This window comes from Nonomuraea sp. NPDC003560 (assembly GCF_042878785.1).
In the GTDB taxonomy this organism is placed as follows: domain Bacteria; phylum Actinomycetota; class Actinomycetes; order Streptosporangiales; family Streptosporangiaceae; genus Nonomuraea.
Genome location: NZ_JBIAOF010000001.1, coordinates 749,105 through 766,092 on the forward strand (window position 1 = coordinate 749,105; position 16,988 = coordinate 766,092).

Consider the following 16,988-nt stretch of genomic DNA (forward strand, 5'->3'; position numbering starts at 1 on the left):
GACGGCGGCCGCGGGGCCCGTCCCCGCGGCGCGCTATAGGCTGATCGAGTGGCGAGTACGACCCGGGCCGATCAGGCCGACCAGCGCAGAGCAGAGCTTCTTGAGGCCACCCGCAAAGTGGTGCTGGAACGCGGCCTGGCCAACACGCGCATCGCCGACATCGCCAAGTCCATCAACGTCAGCGGCGGCCTGATCCACTACCACTTCGCGACCAAGGACGAGCTGATCACCGCCATGCTGCGGGCCACGCTCGACATCGAGAGCGCCCGGCTCAAGGAGCTGGCCGACGGCCCCGGCACGGCGGTGGAGCGCCTCGACCGGGTGCTGCGCTACTACATCCCCGAGTCGCGCTCCGACCAGAGCTGGCTGCTCTGGATCGACGCCTGGAACACCGCGCTGCGCGAGCCGGCGGTCAACGCGATCATGCTGGAGCTGGAGACGGCCTGGCTCGACGCGCTGGCCCAGGTGTTGTCGGCCGGCACCGAGGCGGGGGAGTTCGCCTGCGCCGATCCGGCGGGCGCGGCCGAGCGCATCGACGCCATGCTCGACGGGCTGATCATCCGCTACACCCTGCATCCCAACGTGCTCGACCGGGCGCGGCTGCTGGCCCACGCGCGCACGGCCGCCGCCGGGGAGGCCGGCATCGCGGTCGAGCGGTTCGGCTGAGTCCGGCCCGGGTCAGGCGGGCAGGGCGGCCAGCAGGAAGGCCAGGCGGGCGGCCGCCGACTCGACGTCCTCGGCGGTGCCGAGGCGGTAGCCCCACGACGTGATGTACGCGCCGTCGTCGGAGCAGGTCACCGTCTCGGCCAGGGTGGCGGAGAACCGGTTGCGCACCGACACGTACGCCGGGTCGCTGGCCAGCGCGACATTCTGCACCGAAAGATCGGCGTGACGGCCCGCGTGCCACGCGAACCGCTCAAGGCAGAGCGCGGTATCAAGCATCATGCGTCACCTCCGCAACGTCTCGCGACAGAATTGCACGATCTTGCTACGGGTGGCAAGCAATTGCTGAGGTTAATGTGGGGTTTGTTGCAGGTATTCGCGAAGAATACGGATGATGACTTCTCGCCCGGGCTCGCCGAACTCCGCCACCTTGGCGTAGTCGTCGAAGGCCCGCACGTAGAAGGCGATGTCGTCGGGGTCGCGCAGCACGAGGTCCTTGGTCATCGTGGCGACGCCCACCATGGCCTCGTTGTAGATCCAGAACCCGTTGATCGGCGCGGACGGCAGCTCGGTGCCGAAGGGGATCACCCCGAACTCCACGTTGGGCAGCGTGCTGACGGCCAGCAGCCGGTCGAGCTGGCCGCGCATGACGTCGGCCGGGGCCAGCGCGCTGCGCAGCGCCGACTCCGGCACCACGAACCGGAACGTGCGCGTGCGGTCGTAGAGGATCTCCTGGCGCTGCATGCGCACGCGGACGGCCGCGTCGATCTGGTCGGCCGCGCTGTAGAGGCGCTTGACCTTGCGGAACACGTGCCGGGCGTACTCGGAGGTCTGCAGCAGGCCGACGACGATGCCGGGCTCGAAGACGCGGAACAACTTCGTGCGCGCCTCCAGGTCGCGGATGTCCTCCTGGATGGCGGCCAGGCCGCTGCGGTGCCGCTGCTTCCAGTCGTCGTGCCGCTCCAGCAGCGCGATGGCCTGCCTGATGAGCTCGTCGGTCGTGTCGGGCGCGGCCCCCACGGCCTGCGCCCACACGACCACGTCGTCCTCGGTCGCCGTCTGCCTGGCGTTCTCCAGGCGGGAGACCTTGGACGGCTGCCAGCGCAGCCGCTCGGCCAGGTCTTTGCCCGACAGGTGGGCGGCCTCGCGCAACTGGCGAAGCTGGCCGCCGAGGTCGATGCGCGCCTGCTGATAGGACGTCACGCGGCAAGAGGCTAGCTCCGCGGGCACCGATCATGCCAGGCCCAGCCGCGCAATCGTGATCAAGCGGTTGCCGTCGGTGTCCCGTCGCTGGTGGGCCGGGCGCCGGCTGACCCGTCGAGCAGGACCCGGCGGGCGATCTCGGTGATGAGCTCGCGGGGCACCTCGACGGCGGCCTCGCCGTCGAGCACGTCGCGGAGGTCCGCGAGCGCCTCGGGGTCGGTGACGTGAAGTCCCTGGACGACGATGGTGCCGCGATCGGTCTCGTACAGGGTGGGGCAGGCGCCCGCCTCCGAGGTGGAGCCGAGGAACCGCATGCGCATGACGATCCTTTCCCCGAATGCCAGATGCAATTGCGCGCAATTGTACGCATCTGGGCGTCCGGCGTGATCCTTTTCCCGCATCGGGTTCAGCGCAACAAGCCTTCCATGATGTCGTGGGCGCGGCCGAACAGACCGAGGGTGGTCGCGTGCAGCACGTCGCCGATGTCCCGGGGCGCCTTGCCGGCGAACGCCCGCGCGTGCGTGCCCTCCAGCACGATGCCGAGCTTGAAGCAGGCCAGCACCGCGTACCAGTCGATCGCCGACAGGTCGCGCTCCGACAGCGCCGCGTAGTACGCGACCAGCTCCCGCTCCGACGGCAGCCCCGGCACGTGCCCGTTGTTCACCGGCCAGGTGGCCAGCAGCCAGCCCAGGTCGAGCAGCGGGTCGCCGATCGTGCACATCTCCCAGTCGACGATCGCCGCCACCCGGGGCCCGTCGAGGGCGAACATGAGGTTGGCGAAGTGGTAGTCGCCGTGCATGATCCCCGGGACGAACGCGGCGGGCCGGTGGCGGGTCAGCCAGTCGGCGGTGGCGTCGAGGCCGGGGATGTCGGGGCCGGGGTAGCCGTCGAGCTCGCCGTAGGAGTCGAGCTCCTTCAGCCAGCGCGGCACCTGCCGGTCGAGGAAGCCCTCGGGACGGCCGAACCCGGGCAGCACCGCCGGATCGACCCGTCCCAGCTCGGCCAGTGCGGCGGCGGCCTCCAGGCCCATCCGGTGCCGGATCGCGGCGTCGGAGGCGTGCGGCTCGGGCAGCCCGGTCGAGGGGTTGAACCCGGCCACCGGCTCCATCAGGTAGAACACCGGCTCCCGGGCGGTCTGCGCGGCCACCAGCCGGGGCGCCGGCACCGCCGTGCCGCTCAGCGCCGCCAGCAGCCGCGCCTCGCGCCGCAGCACCTCGTTGCTCCTGGCCCTGGCGTGCAGGGGCGGCCTGCGCAGCACGTACGGCCGGCCGCCGCGTTCGAGGCGGACCATGACGTTCTGGGTGCCGCCGGGGATCGGCGCGACGTCCGTGATCGCCCTGCCCGGCAGCCCCTCGGCGTCCATCCACGCGCCGAGGTCGTCGAGGTCGATGGCGCTGACGTCGATGTGGGTGGAGGTCATGGCCGCCCTTTGACAGAACGATATTCTGGAGGCTTCAACCTACGAGAGCCCCGACGCCCGGTCAACCCAGGGCCCGGCATGAACGGCGGGAACTGCCGCGACCGGTCGCCCGGCAGGTCGCGGGCGGTCGGCTCGTCCTGGGCCACGACCGGGCCGATGGCGGCGCTGCTGGGAGAACATGGGTGGATGAAGTGCGTTGTGGCAGTTGATGTGGGGGGAACGACCCTCAAGGGCGGATTGATCGCCCAGGACGGCGGCATCCTCCATCGGGAACGCCGCCCCACCCCCCGCACCGAGGGGCCGGAACGCGTGATCGCGGCGATCTCCGCCTTCGTCGCCGACCTCAGCGCGCCGCGGACCGTCGCCGGCGCCCTGCTGCGCCCGGCGGCCGTGGGCCTGGCCGTGCCCGGCCTGGTCGCGTCCGGGCGGGCGGTCTTCTCGGCCGCGTTCGGCTGGCGGGACGTGCCCGCCGCGGCCTTCACCGACGGGAGGCTCCCCCTCGCCCTCGGCCACGACGTGCGCTCGGCCGGCGAGGCGGAGCTGGCCTACGGATCGGCGGTCCCCGACGCGCTCTACCTGCCCATCGGCACCGGCATCGCCGGAGCCGTCGTCCTGACCGGCTCCCTGTACGGCGGCGCCGCCGGCTGGGCCGGGCAGATCGGGCACATCCCGGTGCGTCCCGGCGGGCTCCCGTGCCCGTGCGGGCAGCGCGGCTGCCTGTCCGCCTACGCCTCGGCCGCCTCCGTCGCCGCCCGCGCCGGCGAGACCTCCGCCGAGGACGTCGTCCGCCGGGCCGCCGCCGGGGACGAGCCGGCCGCCCGCGTGTGGACGGAGGCCGTGGAGGCGCTGGCACTGGCCCTGGCCACGTACACGCTGGTGCTGGACCCCGCGGTGATCGTCGTCGGCGGCGGCCTGTCGCTGGCCGGCGACGCCCTGCTGACCCCGCTGCGCGCCCGGCTGGCCGCCCGGCTCGCCTTCCGCCCCGCGCCCGAGGTGCGGGTGTCGGCGCTCGGCGCGGACGCGGGCCTGCTAGGCGCCGGGCTGCTCGGCCTGCGGGCGCTGGGGCAGCAGGGCGGCGGGCACGTCGACCACCTGGGCGCGTAGCTCCTCGCCCAGGGCCTTGGCCTGCGGATCCATCCGCGGGCTGGCCGCCACGCCTCTGCCCAGCAGTCCGTGCACGACGAAGTTGAGCGCCCTGATGTTGGGCAGCTCGTGCCGCTCGACGCGGTGGGCGGCCAGCTCCGGCAGCAGGGACGTGAGCCGGTCGGCGGTGAGGGTGGCCGCCAGCCAGGCGTACTGCTCGTCGGTCGCGACCCAGACGCCGAGGTTGGCGTCGCCGCCCTTGTCGCCGGAGCGCGCCCCCGCCACCCGGCCCAGGGGCACGCGCACGGCGGGCCCGCCGGGCGGCGCCGGAACCGGCGGCACGGGCGGCGCGGGCGGCTCGGGGACCGGCCCGCCCTGGGAAGCGCGAGGCTCCTCCTGGACGGGCAGCTCCACGCCGTCCAGGAAGACCCGCGGGCGCACCTGCGAGGCCGGCACCAGGACCGGCCAGTACACCCCATACGGAGAGGCGTCGCCGGGCGGGGTGAGGCCGTAGAAGCCCGGGTAGCTGGACAGGCCGGTCTCCACGACGGCCGAGGAGAAGACCCGGCCCGCGGTGCGCCGGTCGGCGTCCATGACGGTGATCCGCAGCAGGCCCGCGTCCGTCAGCGTCACGTCCACCTGGTCGAAGGTCTCGCGCGGCACCCGCGCCCAGACGGCCTCCTCGGCGACCCGCGCCTTGGCCTCGACGTCCAGGCCGGTCAGGACGAGCGTCATCGTGTTGCGGTAGCCGGCCGGGTAGTTGACGGCGACCTTGAGCGTGTCCGGCGGCGGCTCGCCGCGCGTGCCGGAGATCAGCACCCGGTCGGGGCCGTCGTCGGAGAGCGTGATCGTGTCGAACCTGGCCACCACGTCGGGGCCCAGGTAGCGCGGGCCGCCCAGCTCGTAGACGAGTTGCGCGGTGACCGTGCCGACCGAGACCAGGCCGCCCGTGCCCGGATGCTTGGTGATCACCGCCGAGCCGTCGGCGCGCAGCTCGGCGATGGGGAAGCCGCAGTGGGCCAGGTCGGGCACGTCCTGGAAGAAGGCGTAGTTGCCGCCCGTGGCCTGGCAGCCGCACTCGATGACGTGGCCCGCGACGACCGAGCCGGCCAGCGGGTCGAGGTCGCCGGGGCCCCACCCGTACCGCCAGATGCCGGGGCCGGTGACCAGGGCGGCGTCCGTCACCCGGCCGGTCACCACGACGTCCGCGCCCGCCGACAGCGCGGCGGCGATCGGACGGCCGCCGAGGTAGGCGTTCGCGGTCAGCGGCGCGGCCGGCGCGCGCTCGCCGGTGCCGGCGTGGACCAGGTCGAGCGGGCGGCCCATGAGGTCGTCGCCGGTCACGTGGGCGACCTTGGGGGACAGGCCCAGCCGGGCGGCCAGCTCGTGCACGGCCTCGGCGCAACCGGCCGGGTCGAGGCCGCCCGCGTTCGTCACGATCCGGATGCCGCGGTCGAGGCACGGGCCGAGCACGTCCTCAAGCTGGCGCAGGAACGTCGGGGCGTAGCCGGGACGGCCCTTGAGCCGGTTGCCGGCCAGGATGAGCATGGTCAGCTCGGCCAGCCAGTCGCCGGTGAGCACGTCGATCGGGCCGCCCTCGACCATCTCCCTGGCCGCCGAGAGCCGGTCGCCGTAGAAGCCGCTGCAGTTCGCGACGCGCAGCGCCATCACGGCACCCACTTGGGCGGGCGCTTGTCCATGAACGCCGCGATGCCCTCCTGCCCCTCCGCCGAGGTGAACCGCTCGGCCGACAGCTCGCTCATCCGCCGCAGGCCCTCCTCGAACGACACCGCCGGGACCTCCCGCACCAGCCGCTTGGTGATGGCCAGCGCCTCGGGGCCGCCCCTGGCCAGCATCTCCGCGTAGCGGCGCACGGTGGTGTCCAGCTCGTCCTCCGGGACGGCCCTGGTCAGCAGGCCGATGCGGGCCGCCGTGGCGGCGTCGAACACCTCGCCGGTCAGGAAGTACTCGGCCGCCGCCCGCGGGTCGAGCCTGCGCAGCACGGGCACCGAGATCATGGCGGGCACCACCCCGAGCCGCACCTCGGTGAACGCGAACGACGCCGTGTCCGGCGCGATCGCGAAGTCGCACGCGGCGACCAGGCCGAGGCCGCCCGCGCGGGCTGTGCCGTTCAGGCGGCAGATCACCGGCTTCGGGCTCTCCCAGAGCAGCGTCATGATCTCCGGGAAGGACGCCGTCACCGGCGCGTCCGAGTCGCCGCGCTGCTCCTTCAGGTCGGCGCCCGAGCAGAACACCCGGCCCGTGCCGGTCAGCACGATCACCCGGGCCCCCGGCTCGGCCAGCGCCCAGCGCAGGTGCTCGGCCAGCTCGGCCAGCAGCCGCCTGGACAACGCGTTGCGGTTGGCCGGCGAGTCGAGCGTGACGGTGGCCACGCCGTCCGCCAGCTCCCTGTGCACCAGGCTCGTCATGTGGTCTCCTCCTGGATGATCGCCAGCACGGCCCCGGCTTCGACCTGCTGTCCCTTCTCGACGCGTACGTCCGACACCACGCCGCCCGCCGGGGCGGCGATGCGATGCTCCATCTTCATCGCCTCCAGCACCAGGACCGGCTGGCCCCGGGCCACCGTGTCGCCCTCGGCCACCTCGACCCGCAGCACGCTGCCCGGCATGGGCGCGAGCAGCGAGCCGGGGGCGACGTGCTCGACCGGCTCGGGCAGGCGCGGCACCGGCGTCAGCACGGCCGCGCCCATGGGGGAGTCGACGTAGACGCGCTCGTCGCCGTCGTACCGGGCGACCTGGAACGTCCGCCGCAGGCCGTCGCGTTCCAGGACCACCTCCTCCGGCCGCGCGGAGACCACCGTGACGCCCGCGGGCAGCGGGTCGTAGACGACGTCGGCCTCCTCGAACCGGGCGCGGGCGGGCTGCGAGCGCACGTTGCGCCAGCCGCTGGGCAGCCCGGCCAGGACGGGGGCCTCGCGCCGGCGCCCGGCGGCCATGGCGAGCGCGGCGGCCAGCGCCGGCAGCCCGCCGTCGCCGGAAGGCGGGGACGACGGCGGCGACAGCGGCGACAGCGGGCCGCCGGGGGAGAGGAAGGCGGTGTTCGTCTCACCCGCGAGGAAGGCCGGATGGGTCACGATCTCCAGCAGCAGGTCGCGGTTGGTGGTGAGGCCGTGCAGCCGGGCCCCGCGCAGGGACGCGGCCAGCTTCCGCGCCGCCTCCGCCCGCGTCGCGCCGTACGCGACGATCTTGGCCAGCATCGCGTCGTAGTGCGGCGACACCCGCGACCCGGACTCGACGCCCGAGTCGACCCGGACGTCACCCGGCACCTCGAACCGGCGCAGCACGCCCGTCTGGGGCACGTAGGCGGCGTCCTCGGCGTACAGCCGCGCCTCGATCGCGTGGCCGCGCGGCGCGGGCGGCCCGGACGGCAGCGCCGCGCCCTCGGCCACCTCCAGCTGCAGCCGGACGAGGTCGACGCCGAACACCAGCTCGGTGACCGGATGCTCGACCTGGAGCCGGGTGTTCATCTCCAGGAACGCCACCCGCTCGCCCTTGACCAGGAACTCGACCGTGCCGGCCCCGACGTAGCCGATGCGCCGGGCCGCGCGCACGGCCGCCGCGCACAGCAGCTCGCGGGTGCGCTCCGAGATCCCCGGCGACGGGCACTCCTCGACGACCTTCTGGTGCCTGCGCTGGACGCTGCACTCCCGCTCGCCCAACGCCCACACCGTGCCGTGCCCGTCGGCCAGCACCTGCACCTCGACGTGCCGGGCGGCCTCCAGCAGCGGCTCGGCGAACACGGCGCCGTCGCCGAAGGCCGCCTGGGCCTCCCGCCGCGCCGACTCCACCTCGGCGGCCAGCTCGCCGGCGTGCCTGACGATCCGCATCCCGCGCCCGCCCCCGCCCGCGGACGCCTTCACCAGCAGCGGGAACTCGTCCGGCGCGGCCAGGTCGAGCGAGGGCAGCACCGGCACCCCGGCCTCGGCCATCAGCCGCTTGGCCGCGATCTTCGAGCCCATCGCCTCGATCGCCTCGGGCGGCGGCCCCACCCACGTGAGCCCGGCGTCCAGCACGGCCCGCGCGAACGCGGCGTTCTCCGACAGGAACCCGTAGCCCGGGTGCACCGCGTCGGCGCCGGAGACCCGGCACGCCTCGATGATCCGGTCCACCGCCAGGTAGGTCTCGGCCGGATGGGCCCCCGGCAGGCGGACGGCGAGGTCGGCCTCGCGGGCGTGCGGCGCGCCGGAGTCGGCGTCGGAGAAGACGGCGACCGTGGAGACGCCGAGCGAGCGGCAGGTGCGGAAGACCCGGCGGGCGATCTCGCCCCGGTTGGCCACGAGCAGACGGGTGATCACGGGCGGAACACCCCGAACCCCGCCGCGGGCGGCACCGGCGCGCTGTTGATCGCCGACAGGCACATCCCCAGCACCGTACGGGTGTCGCGTGGGTCGATCACCCCGTCGTCGTAGAGCCGTCCCGACAGGAAGAACGGCAACGACTCCGCCTCGATCTGGGACTCCACCATGGCACGCATCGCCGCGTCGGCCTCCTCGTCGTAGACCTGCCCCCTGGCCTGCGCCGCGGCCCGGCCGACGATCGACAGCACCCCGGCGAGCTGGGCCGGGCCCATCACCGCCGACTTGGCGCTCGGCCAGCTGAACAGGAAGCGGGGGTCGTAGGCGCGCCCGCACATGCCGTAGTTGCCGGCGCCGTAGGAGGCGCCCATGACGACGGTCAGGTGGGGCACGGTCGAGTTCGACACGGCGTTGATCATCATGGCGCCGTGCTTGATGATGCCGCCCTGCTCGTAGTCCTTGCCCACCATGTAGCCGGTGGTGTTCTGCAGGAACAGCAGCGGCGTGCGCGACTGGTTCGCGAGCTGGATGAACTGGGTGGCCTTCTGCGACTCCTGGCTGAACAGCACCCCGCGCGCGTTGGCCAGCACTCCGATCGGGTAACCGTGGACGCGCGCCCAGCCGGTGACCAGCGAGGGGCCGTACAGGGGCTTGAACTCCTCGAACTCGCTGCCGTCCACCACGCGGGCGATCACCTCGCGCGGGTCGAAGGGGATCTTCAGGTCCTCCGGGACGATCCCCAGCAGCTCGTCGGCCGGGTAGGCGGGCTCGCGGGCGGGCAGCGGCGCCACGCCCTGCTTGCGCCAGTTGAGCGAGCGCACGACGGCGCGGCCGATGCGCAGCGCGTCGTGCTCGTCCTCGGCCAGGTAGTCGGCCAGGCCGCTGGTCCTGGCGTGCATCTCGGCGCCGCCCAGCGACTCGTCGTCGGACTCCTCGCCGGTGGCCATCTTCACCAGCGGCGGCCCGCCCAGGAACACCTTGGCGCGGTCGCGGACCATCACCACGTAGTCGCTCATGCCGGGCACGTACGCGCCGCCGGCCGTGGAGTTGCCGAAGACCAGCGCCACCGTCGGGACGCCCGCCGCTGACAGCCGCGTCAGGTCGCGGAAGATCCGGCCGCCCGGGATGAAGATCTCCTTCTGCGTCGGCAGGTCGGCGCCGCCGCTCTCGACCAGGTTGACGTACGGCAGCCGGTTGGCCAGCGCGATGTCGGCCGCGCGCAGCGACTTGCGCAGCGTCCACGGGTTGGACGCGCCGCCCCTGACCGTGGGGTCGTTCGCGGTGATCAGGCACTCGACGCCCTCGATCACCCCGATGCCGGTCACCATGCCCGCGCCCACCTGGAACTCGCTGCCCCACGCGGCCAGCGGGGACAGCTCCAGGAACGGCGAATCGGGGTCGATCAGCAGCTCGACGCGCTCCCTGGCGAGCAGCTTGCCGCGCCGGCGGTGGCGCTCGACGTACTTCTCGCCGCCGCCGGCCACCGCCTTGGCGTGCTCGGCGTCGAGCTCGGCCAGCTTGGCGAGCATGGCCGCGCGCCGGGCCAGATAATCGGCGTCGCGCGGGTCGAGCCGGCTCCTGATCACGGGGCCTCCTGTCGCGAAGTCGACGCGGGCGTCAGCCCGATGGCCCGCGCCCACAGCCGGGTCAGGTGGTCGACGGCGTCCTGCTCGCCGGCCCGCTCCCCGAGATCCAGCCACACGTGGGCGAAGTGCTCGACCATGCCGCCCAGCATGACGGCCGTCAGCCGCGGGTCGAGCGCGGGGTCGGCCAGGCCCTGCTCCTGCAGCCGGCGCAGCCCGTCGGCGCCGCGCCGGACGAACGCCTCGCGCAGCTCCAGCACCAGCCGCCCGAAGCGGGCGTCGGCGTCGGCGGCGTGCTCCACCATGCGGACCAGGCGTGAGTTGGCCGCCCAGGCCCGCAGGTAGAGGCGGTTGGCGGCCTCGATGCGGGCGTACGGGTCGCCGGAGGCGGCGTCGCCGACCGCGCTCGCCGCGAACATCTCGCCGACCACCGTCTGCGCCACCTCCCCGAACAGCGACTCCTTGGAGTCGAAGTACGTGTAGAAGGTGCCGTGGGAGACCCCGGCCCGCGCGCACACGTCGTCGATCCGCACGGCGTCGTACCCGTGCTCCTCGAACGCCTCACGCCCGGCCGCGAGCAACGTGGCCCGGGTGCGCTTGCCGCGCAGGGACAGGGACCTGACGATCACGTCAGTCACCGTAGCGAGCGGGGCGCGCGGAAGGAAGGGGTCCCGCCGCGCGCCGTCACGTCAGGTGCAGTGGCTCCAGCCGGACTTCCAGCTCAGCGACTTCCACGAACCGCCCCAGATCACGCACTTCTTCACGGCCGCCAGCCGGACCGGGCCCGCGTACGCGGTGAAGTTGCCCGGGTTGCCGGCGCTCGCGCCGCCCTGGACCTGGAGGGTGGCGTTCATGGAGACCTTGCCGGGATAGACCAGCTTCGACATCGTGACCACGCAGTTCTTGCCCGCGCTGGTGTTGTAGAGCAGGAAGATCGTGGCCGAGGTGCCCAGCGCGTGCTTGTCGATCACCCTGTAGCCGGTGCCGCAGACGGCCACCACGTTGAAGGTGTTCGGCTTGGGCGTGGCGGTCGGCTTGACGGTGGGCTTCACGGTCGGCTTGCTCGTCGTCGGCTTCTTGGCCGGGACCGTCGTCGTGGGGCCGGGGGTCGGGGTGGTGGTCGGCTGGTCCTCGCCGTCGATCAAGCCCGTGGGCTTCTTCGTCTTGGTGGGCTTGGGCGTGGGCGTGGGGTGCTTGGTCGCCGGGCGGGCCGTCGCCGTCACGGTCGTCACCGGGTTCGGGACCGCGATGACGGGGTCCTTGGTGTGCTTGACCTTCTTGGGCGGCTCGGCCTCGCCGACGTCCAGCGTGGGGACGGGCTCGCCGGTCTCCGCCGGGAGGATGGGGTCCGGGGTCACCTCGGCGACCGGCGGCTCGGGCTGTCCCGCGCCCTGTCCGTCGCCCGTGGGGTTCTCGGAGGTGCCGCCGGTGGCGGTCACGGCGACCTTGTCGCTGTTGGCCTGCACCACGACGGCGCCCGCCACCACCAGCAGCGCGGCGGCGGCGGCGCCGGAGAGCGCGAGCGTCAGCGTCCGCCGCTGCTTGTCGGGCGCCTTGTCGGACGTCTCGCCGGACGTCCCGCCCTGCGGACCGCCGACCCTGGTCGCCCCCGCGTTCCCCGCCTGGGGTCCACCGGGGTGCCCCGCCTGAGGAGCGCCGGGATGCCCCGCCTGAGGAGCGCCGGGATGTCCGGCCTGAGGAGCGCCCGGCATGCCGCCGTGCGGGTGCCCGTGCGGCACCGCGCCCTGCGCGGCCGGACCGCCCATCGCACCGGCCTGCGCGGCCGCACCGCCCATGCCACCGGCCTGGGGACCGCCGGGAACGCCGCCCTGAGCCCCGGCCCCGCTCTGGGGACCGCCGGGAACGCCGCCCTGAGGGCCGCCGGGCGTGCCTCCGTGAGGCGTGCCGGGGGTGCCGCCGTGGGGAGCGCCCGTCTGGGGCCCGCCCGGCGTGTGCGGGCCGCCGGGAACGCCGGCCTGCGGACCGCCGGGGGCTCCGGCCTGCGGGACGCCCGGGTGCGGGACGCCCTGGGCGGCGCCGGGCATGGCGCCCGCGTGGGGGCCGCCTGGCGTGCCGGGCCCGGCCGGGCCGCCCTGAGGACCGCCCGCCGCACCTTGGGGGCCCGCCGTACCTTGGGGGCCCGTGCCCTGGGGGCCCGCCGGTCCCTGCGGGACGCCGGGGGCGGGGCGGTTGTCGGGGCCGGGCTGCCGGGGCACGGCGTTGGCGCCGGTGGGCTGGGTCCAGGGACCGGGGTAGGCGTCCTGCGCCGCACCGGAGGAGCCGGCCGCAGAGCCATTCGCGGGGCCATTCGCGGGGCTGTTCGCAGGGCCGGCCTGGTGGGGCACGGCCGGGGTGGCGGTCGCGCCGGTGACCGGCTCGATGGCGGCCTTGGGAGCGGGCTGCCCCGTGAGCCGGACGATCAGCTCGTCGGCGCTCGGCCGCTGCGCCGGGTCCTTCGACAGGCACAGGCCCACCAGCGCGCCGAGCTCGCCCTCCATCCCGCCGAGCTGCGGCTCCTCGTTCAGGATGCGGTTCATCACCACGGGGATCGAGTCCGCCCCGAACGCGGGCTTGCCGGTGGCCGCGTACACCATCGTGACGCCCCACGCGAAGACGTCGGCCGCCTCCGACACGGCGGCCCCGCTGAGCTGCTCCGGCGCCAGGTACGACGGCGTCCCCATCGCCATCCCCGTGGCCGTCGCGCCGGGGGAGTCCAGGGCGCGGGCGATGCCGAAGTCGATCACGACCGGCCCCTCGGGGCCCATGAGCACGTTCGCGGGCTTGAAGTCGCGGTGCAGGATCCCGGCCCGGTGGATGGCCGCCAGGGCGGTGGCCGTGCTGATCGCGAGCCGTTCCAGCGCCGCGCCCCGCCGCGGGCCCTCGTTGATGACGAGCTCGCGCAGCGAGGGGCCGGGCACGTACTCGCTCACGATGTACGGGCGGCTCCCGTCGAGGTCGGCGTGGAGGACGGGCGCGGTGCAGAACCGGGCGACCCGCTGCGCCACCGCCACCTCGCGCAGGAACCTGGTCCGCGCGTCGGCGTCGGCCACGAGGGCGTTGTGCAGCAGCTTGACGGCGACCTGGTCACCCGAGTCGCTCTTGCCCAGATAGACGACGCCTTGACCACCCTCGCCGAGCCGGGCGACGATGTCATACGCCCCCAGCCGCCGCGGGTCGTCCGCCGCCAGCGGCTGGAACTGATTCACGTCGGACCCCCATGACAACCAATAGATGGGGCAAAACGCTACCAGCGTGACATGTGGGACGTCTGCCGGACCTGTAAGTAAGTTCCACCTTTTGACGGAACATGTCAGTGTTTCGTCGCAGGTCGTGTCCGCGCCGGAGCCCCAAGGTCACGGCTTGGCAAATTCAGATGGCCTTGCCCGGGTTCATGATGCCCAGCGGGTCGAAGACCGCCTTGATGCCCTGCTGCACCTCGGCCGCCACCGGCCCGGACTCCAGCCCCAGCCAGCGCCGCTTGAGCACGCCCACGCCGTGCTCGCCGGTCAGCGTCCCGCCGAGCGAGAGCGCGTGCCGGAACACCTCGTCGGCCGCGGCCCACACCTGCGCGGGCGGCTCGGCCGTGCCGTGCTCGAAGATGAAGACCGGGTGCAGGTTGCCGTCGCCGGCGTGGGCGACCGTGCAGATCCGCACGCCGTGCCGGGCCGCCGCGGCCTCGATCGCGGTGATCATCTCGGGCAGCGCCGAGCGCGGCACGCACACGTCCTCGACCAGGCACGCCCCCAGCCGCTCCTTGGCCTGGTAGGCCATCCTGCGCAGCCCGACCAGCTCCTCGGTCTCCTGCGGACTGGAGGAGACGGCCACGAACGAGGCGCCGTTGTCCAGGCAGAGCCGTTCCATGCGGGCGGCCACGGCCTGGCCGTCGGTCGCGTCGGACTGGCCGATCAGCATGGCCTGCGTGGCCGGTTCGAGCCCGATGTTGCGCCAGTCGTCGATGGCCTCCAGCGTGGCCCGGTCCAGCAGCTCCATCAGCGAGGGCTGGCAGCCCGCGGCCATGATCGCCGACACGGCCGCGCCCGCCTCGCGCAGCGAGCCGAACTCGGCGGCGAACGTGGCCGGCGGCGCGGCGGGAGCCCGCCGCAGCCGCACGGTGGCCGCGGTGATCACGCCCAGCGTGCCCTCCGAGCCGACGAACAGGCCGGTCAGGTCGTAGCCGGTGACGCCCTTCATCGTGCGCCGGCCGGTGTTCAGGATCCGCCCGTCGGCCAGCACGACCTCAAGGCCGAGCGTGGCGTCCCTGGTGACGCCGTACTTCACGCAGCGCAGGCCGCCGGCGTTGGTGGCCAGGTTCCCGCCGATCGTGGAGATCTCGTACGACGAGGGGTCCGGCGCGTACATGAGCCCGTGCTCGCGGGCGGCGCGGTCGAGGTCGGCGGTGATGACCCCCGGCTCCACCACGGCGATCTCGTCGGCGGGGGAGAGCTCCCTGATGGCCGTCATCCTGGCCAGCGACAACACGATCGTCCCGTCGCCGGCCGTGGCCGCGCCCGCCAGGCCCGTGCCGGCGCCGCGCGGCACGACGGGCACCCGGTGCTCGGTGGCCCACCGCAGGGTCGTCACCACGTCCTCGCGCGAGGCGGCGAGCACCACGCCGAGCGGCTTGCCCGGCTCGACGAACGTGCGGTCGCGGGCGTAGGAGTCGATCACGTCCGGGTCGGTCAGCACGCGAGCTTCGGACAGCGAGTTCACCAGGGCATCAATCGGTCTCACACCTGCACCCTACGGTTTGCGCGGACCGTTCCTTAAGGCCAGACTGCCCTGGGTGGAAGTCAGGTGCCCGGTATGTACGCAGGCTGACCAGCTCGTCTCGGTTCCGGGCGCGGTCGCCGCGGGGACGACATACCGGATAGGAAGGGTCAGACTGCCCGGCCAGCGCGAGGTCGCCGACCTGCCGACCGCGCCGTCGATGGGCGCGTCGAAGCACGTCATGAGCCGTACGCAGCTCGCGGTGTGGATGTCGTTCCCCAGCCGCCACTACACGCCCTGGGCCAGGAACCAGGGGTGGATCATGCTCGGCGTGGCGGCCCTGGTGCACCTCGTCGTGTCGCTGGTGATCGCGATGGGCAAGGACTCGCAGTGGAGCGAGGTGCTGCTCGCGCCCTTCTGCCTCACCGGGCTGTTCTGGGGGCTCGGGCTGCTGTTCGTGCTCGGCGCGCGCGGCGCCCGCAGGCGCGACCACGCCGAGGCCCCGGCCCGGGAGAAGGCGCTGGCCGTGTGGGAACGGCTGTACTACTGCGCCCGCGACAACGTCGCGTTCGAGCCGGGGGTCGGCGTCTCGTTCCATCCGGGCGAGACGCGCGAGTACATCTTCGGCTTCCGGGGCCGGGCGATCTAGCCGCGCTCCTCCGCCACCAGGCGGACGCAGACGGCCAGGCCGTCGATGGCCTGCTCCAGCTCGTCCAGCTCGGGGAAGGTGGGGGCGATGCGGATCGTGCGGTCCTCCGGGTCCTGGCCGTAGGGGTGGGTGGCGCCGGCCGGGGTGAGCGCGATGCCCGCGGCCTTGGCCCTGGCCACCACCTCGGCGGCGTGCGGCACCTCCAGGCTGATGAAGTAGCCGCCGCGCGGGCTGGTCCAGGTGGCCAGGTCGCCGAGGCGCTCGGTCAGCACCTTGTCGACCAGCTCGAACTTCGGGCCGATCAGCTCGGCGTGCCGCCGCATGTGCGCGGCCACGCCCGCGGCGTCGCGCAGGAACTCCACGTGCCGGAGCTGGTTGAGCTTGTCGGGGCCGATGGACTGCTTGGCGGTGTTGGCGAGGAACCACTCCACGTTCGCCGGCGAGGAGCCGAAGAACGACACGCCCGAGCCCGCGTACGTCACCTTCGAGGTGGAGGCGTAGACGAACACGCGGTCGGGGTTGCCGTGCTCGGCCGCGAGCGCGAGCAGGTCGGCGAGCTCGTCCGGCGTGTCGGTGAGGTGGTGGACGGCGTAGGCGTTGTCCCACATGATCCGGAAGTCGGGGGCGGCCGTCGGCATGGCGGCCAGCCTGCGCACGGTCTCGTCGCTGTAGGTGACGCCGGACGGGTTGCTGTACTTCGGCACGCACCAGATGCCCTTGACCGCCGGGTCCGCGGCGACCAGGCGCTCCACGACGTCCATGTCGGGGCCGTCGGCGTTCATCGGGACGGCCGTCATCTTGATGCCGAGCCGCTCGCAGATGGTGAAATGCCGGTCGTAGCCGGGCACCGGGCACAGGAACGTGATCTCCGGCTCCTCGACCCAGCGGCGCTCGGCCCCCGGCACCTTCGACAGCAGCGCGTGCACGATCGTGTCGTGCATCAGCGTCAGGCTGGAGTTGCCGCCCACGACGAGCTGTCCGGCAGGCACCTGCACCAGCGGCGCGAAGATCTCGCGCAGCTCCGGCAGGCCCTGCAGGTTGCCGTAGTTGCGGCCGTCGGTGCCGTCAGCGGCCTTGACGGAGGTGGGCAGCTTGAGCATGCCGTCGGAGAGATCGAGCTGGCGCGGTGACGGCTTGCCCCGGGTGAGGTCGAGCGAGAGCCCCCGCTGGACGAGGGCGGCGTAGTCACTCTGTGCGGTCACGAGATCTCTCCTCCGAGTCGGTTCGGTCCAAAGGATAGAAGAAGTCCCCGAGGGGTCCGGTAATCGCCCGGCATGTGGGACACCGGTTCAAAGACGTTCTAAAGAAGCGCTTCCCGTCCGGCGATCGCCGGAGTGGAATGGAGGACATCGGGGCAGGCACAAC

The 16,988-nt window shown here is 73.5% G+C and carries 15 protein-coding genes; 3 read left to right on the top strand and 12 right to left on the bottom strand.

Annotated features, from left to right (window positions below):
- The first annotated feature begins 48 nt into the window (after positions 1-48).
- Positions 49-666, top strand: coding sequence for a TetR/AcrR family transcriptional regulator (locus tag ACFYUV_RS03530; protein WP_387664398.1), 618 nt, complete (start codon positions 49-51; stop codon positions 664-666).
- Between the two features lie 12 nt (positions 667-678).
- Here the strand turns inward: ACFYUV_RS03530 and ACFYUV_RS03535 are convergent, their stop codons facing one another.
- The 4 genes from ACFYUV_RS03535 to ACFYUV_RS03550 all read right to left on the bottom strand — a co-directional run bounded on the left by ACFYUV_RS03535 (position 679) and on the right by ACFYUV_RS03550 (position 3,286).
- A complete protein-coding gene (locus ACFYUV_RS03535; protein WP_352320256.1) occupies positions 679-945 on the bottom strand; it encodes a hypothetical protein in 267 nt (88 codons plus the stop codon).
- 69 nt (positions 946-1,014) lie between these two features.
- Complete coding sequence (locus ACFYUV_RS03540) at positions 1,015-1,866, bottom strand: helix-turn-helix transcriptional regulator (RefSeq protein WP_357964569.1); 852 nt, start codon at positions 1,864-1,866, stop codon at positions 1,015-1,017.
- A 59-nt stretch (positions 1,867-1,925) separates the two neighbouring features.
- Positions 1,926-2,186, bottom strand: coding sequence for a hypothetical protein (locus ACFYUV_RS03545; protein WP_387664401.1), 261 nt, complete (start codon positions 2,184-2,186; stop codon positions 1,926-1,928).
- Between the two features lie 86 nt (positions 2,187-2,272).
- Positions 2,273-3,286 (bottom strand): phosphotransferase family protein, encoded by a 1,014-nt coding sequence (locus ACFYUV_RS03550; protein WP_387664403.1) that lies wholly within the window; start codon positions 3,284-3,286, stop codon positions 2,273-2,275.
- Positions 3,287-3,484: 198 nt separating this feature from the next.
- Between ACFYUV_RS03550 and ACFYUV_RS03555 the strand changes: the two genes are divergently transcribed.
- A complete protein-coding gene (locus ACFYUV_RS03555) occupies positions 3,485-4,390 on the top strand; it encodes an ROK family protein (RefSeq protein WP_387664405.1) in 906 nt (301 codons plus the stop codon).
- Here ACFYUV_RS03555 and ACFYUV_RS03560 read toward each other — a convergent pair.
- From ACFYUV_RS03560 to ACFYUV_RS03590, 7 genes are all read right to left on the bottom strand, one after another.
- Positions 4,316-6,037: an acyclic terpene utilization AtuA family protein gene (locus ACFYUV_RS03560; RefSeq protein WP_387664407.1), complete on the bottom strand. Its 1,722-nt coding sequence runs from the start codon at positions 6,035-6,037 to the stop codon at positions 4,316-4,318. The genes ACFYUV_RS03555 and ACFYUV_RS03560 overlap by 75 nt on opposite strands.
- Positions 6,037-6,798: an enoyl-CoA hydratase-related protein gene (locus ACFYUV_RS03565; protein WP_387664409.1), complete on the bottom strand. Its 762-nt coding sequence runs from the start codon at positions 6,796-6,798 to the stop codon at positions 6,037-6,039. Before ACFYUV_RS03565 ends, ACFYUV_RS03560 begins: the two co-directional genes overlap by 1 nt.
- Complete coding sequence (locus tag ACFYUV_RS03570) at positions 6,795-8,684, bottom strand: biotin carboxylase N-terminal domain-containing protein (protein ID WP_387664411.1); 1,890 nt, start codon at positions 8,682-8,684, stop codon at positions 6,795-6,797. Before ACFYUV_RS03570 ends, ACFYUV_RS03565 begins: the two co-directional genes overlap by 4 nt.
- Positions 8,681-10,213 (bottom strand): acyl-CoA carboxylase subunit beta, encoded by a 1,533-nt coding sequence (locus tag ACFYUV_RS03575; RefSeq protein ID WP_358285984.1) that lies wholly within the window; start codon positions 10,211-10,213, stop codon positions 8,681-8,683. Before ACFYUV_RS03575 ends, ACFYUV_RS03570 begins: the two co-directional genes overlap by 4 nt.
- Positions 10,214-10,266: 53 nt before the next feature.
- Positions 10,267-10,896, bottom strand: coding sequence for a TetR/AcrR family transcriptional regulator (locus ACFYUV_RS03580; protein WP_387664413.1), 630 nt, complete (start codon positions 10,894-10,896; stop codon positions 10,267-10,269).
- Between the two features lie 60 nt (positions 10,897-10,956).
- Entirely contained in the window at positions 10,957-13,473 is a 2,517-nt protein-coding gene (locus ACFYUV_RS03585) for a serine/threonine protein kinase (RefSeq protein ID WP_387664415.1), read from the bottom strand.
- A 163-nt stretch (positions 13,474-13,636) separates the two neighbouring features.
- Positions 13,637-14,998 carry an FAD-binding oxidoreductase gene (locus ACFYUV_RS03590; RefSeq protein ID WP_387664417.1) on the bottom strand — a complete coding sequence of 454 codons (1,362 nt, stop codon included), beginning with the start codon at positions 14,996-14,998 and terminating at the stop codon, positions 13,637-13,639.
- Between the two features lie 217 nt (positions 14,999-15,215).
- Between ACFYUV_RS03590 and ACFYUV_RS03595 the strand changes: the two genes are divergently transcribed.
- Positions 15,216-15,623, top strand: a complete 408-nt coding sequence (locus ACFYUV_RS03595) for a hypothetical protein (RefSeq protein WP_387664419.1) — start codon at positions 15,216-15,218, stop codon at positions 15,621-15,623.
- Here the strand turns inward: ACFYUV_RS03595 and ACFYUV_RS03600 are convergent.
- The gene (locus ACFYUV_RS03600; protein ID WP_387664421.1) at positions 15,620-16,825 is read right to left on the bottom strand and encodes an aminotransferase class I/II-fold pyridoxal phosphate-dependent enzyme; all 1,206 of its coding nucleotides are present in this window, start codon (positions 16,823-16,825) and stop codon (positions 15,620-15,622) included. The genes ACFYUV_RS03595 and ACFYUV_RS03600 overlap by 4 nt on opposite strands.
- Positions 16,826-16,988 lie beyond the last annotated feature (163 nt).

Coding starts and splice junctions, on each gene's coding strand:
- ACFYUV_RS03565 (WP_387664409.1), bottom strand. CDS start 6,798: ATGACGAGCCTGGTGCACAGGGAGCTGGCGGACGGCGTGGCCACCGTC.
- ACFYUV_RS03545 (WP_387664401.1), bottom strand. CDS start 2,186: ATGCGCATGCGGTTCCTCGGCTCCACCTCGGAGGCGGGCGCCTGCCCC.
- ACFYUV_RS03595 (WP_387664419.1), top strand. CDS start 15,216: ATGAGCCGTACGCAGCTCGCGGTGTGGATGTCGTTCCCCAGCCGCCAC.
- ACFYUV_RS03535 (WP_352320256.1), bottom strand. CDS start 945: ATGATGCTTGATACCGCGCTCTGCCTTGAGCGGTTCGCGTGGCACGCG.
- ACFYUV_RS03550 (WP_387664403.1), bottom strand. CDS start 3,286: ATGACCTCCACCCACATCGACGTCAGCGCCATCGACCTCGACGACCTC.
- ACFYUV_RS03560 (WP_387664407.1), bottom strand. CDS start 6,037: ATGGCGCTGCGCGTCGCGAACTGCAGCGGCTTCTACGGCGACCGGCTC.
- ACFYUV_RS03575 (WP_358285984.1), bottom strand. CDS start 10,213: ATGCTCGCCAAGCTGGCCGAGCTCGACGCCGAGCACGCCAAGGCGGTG.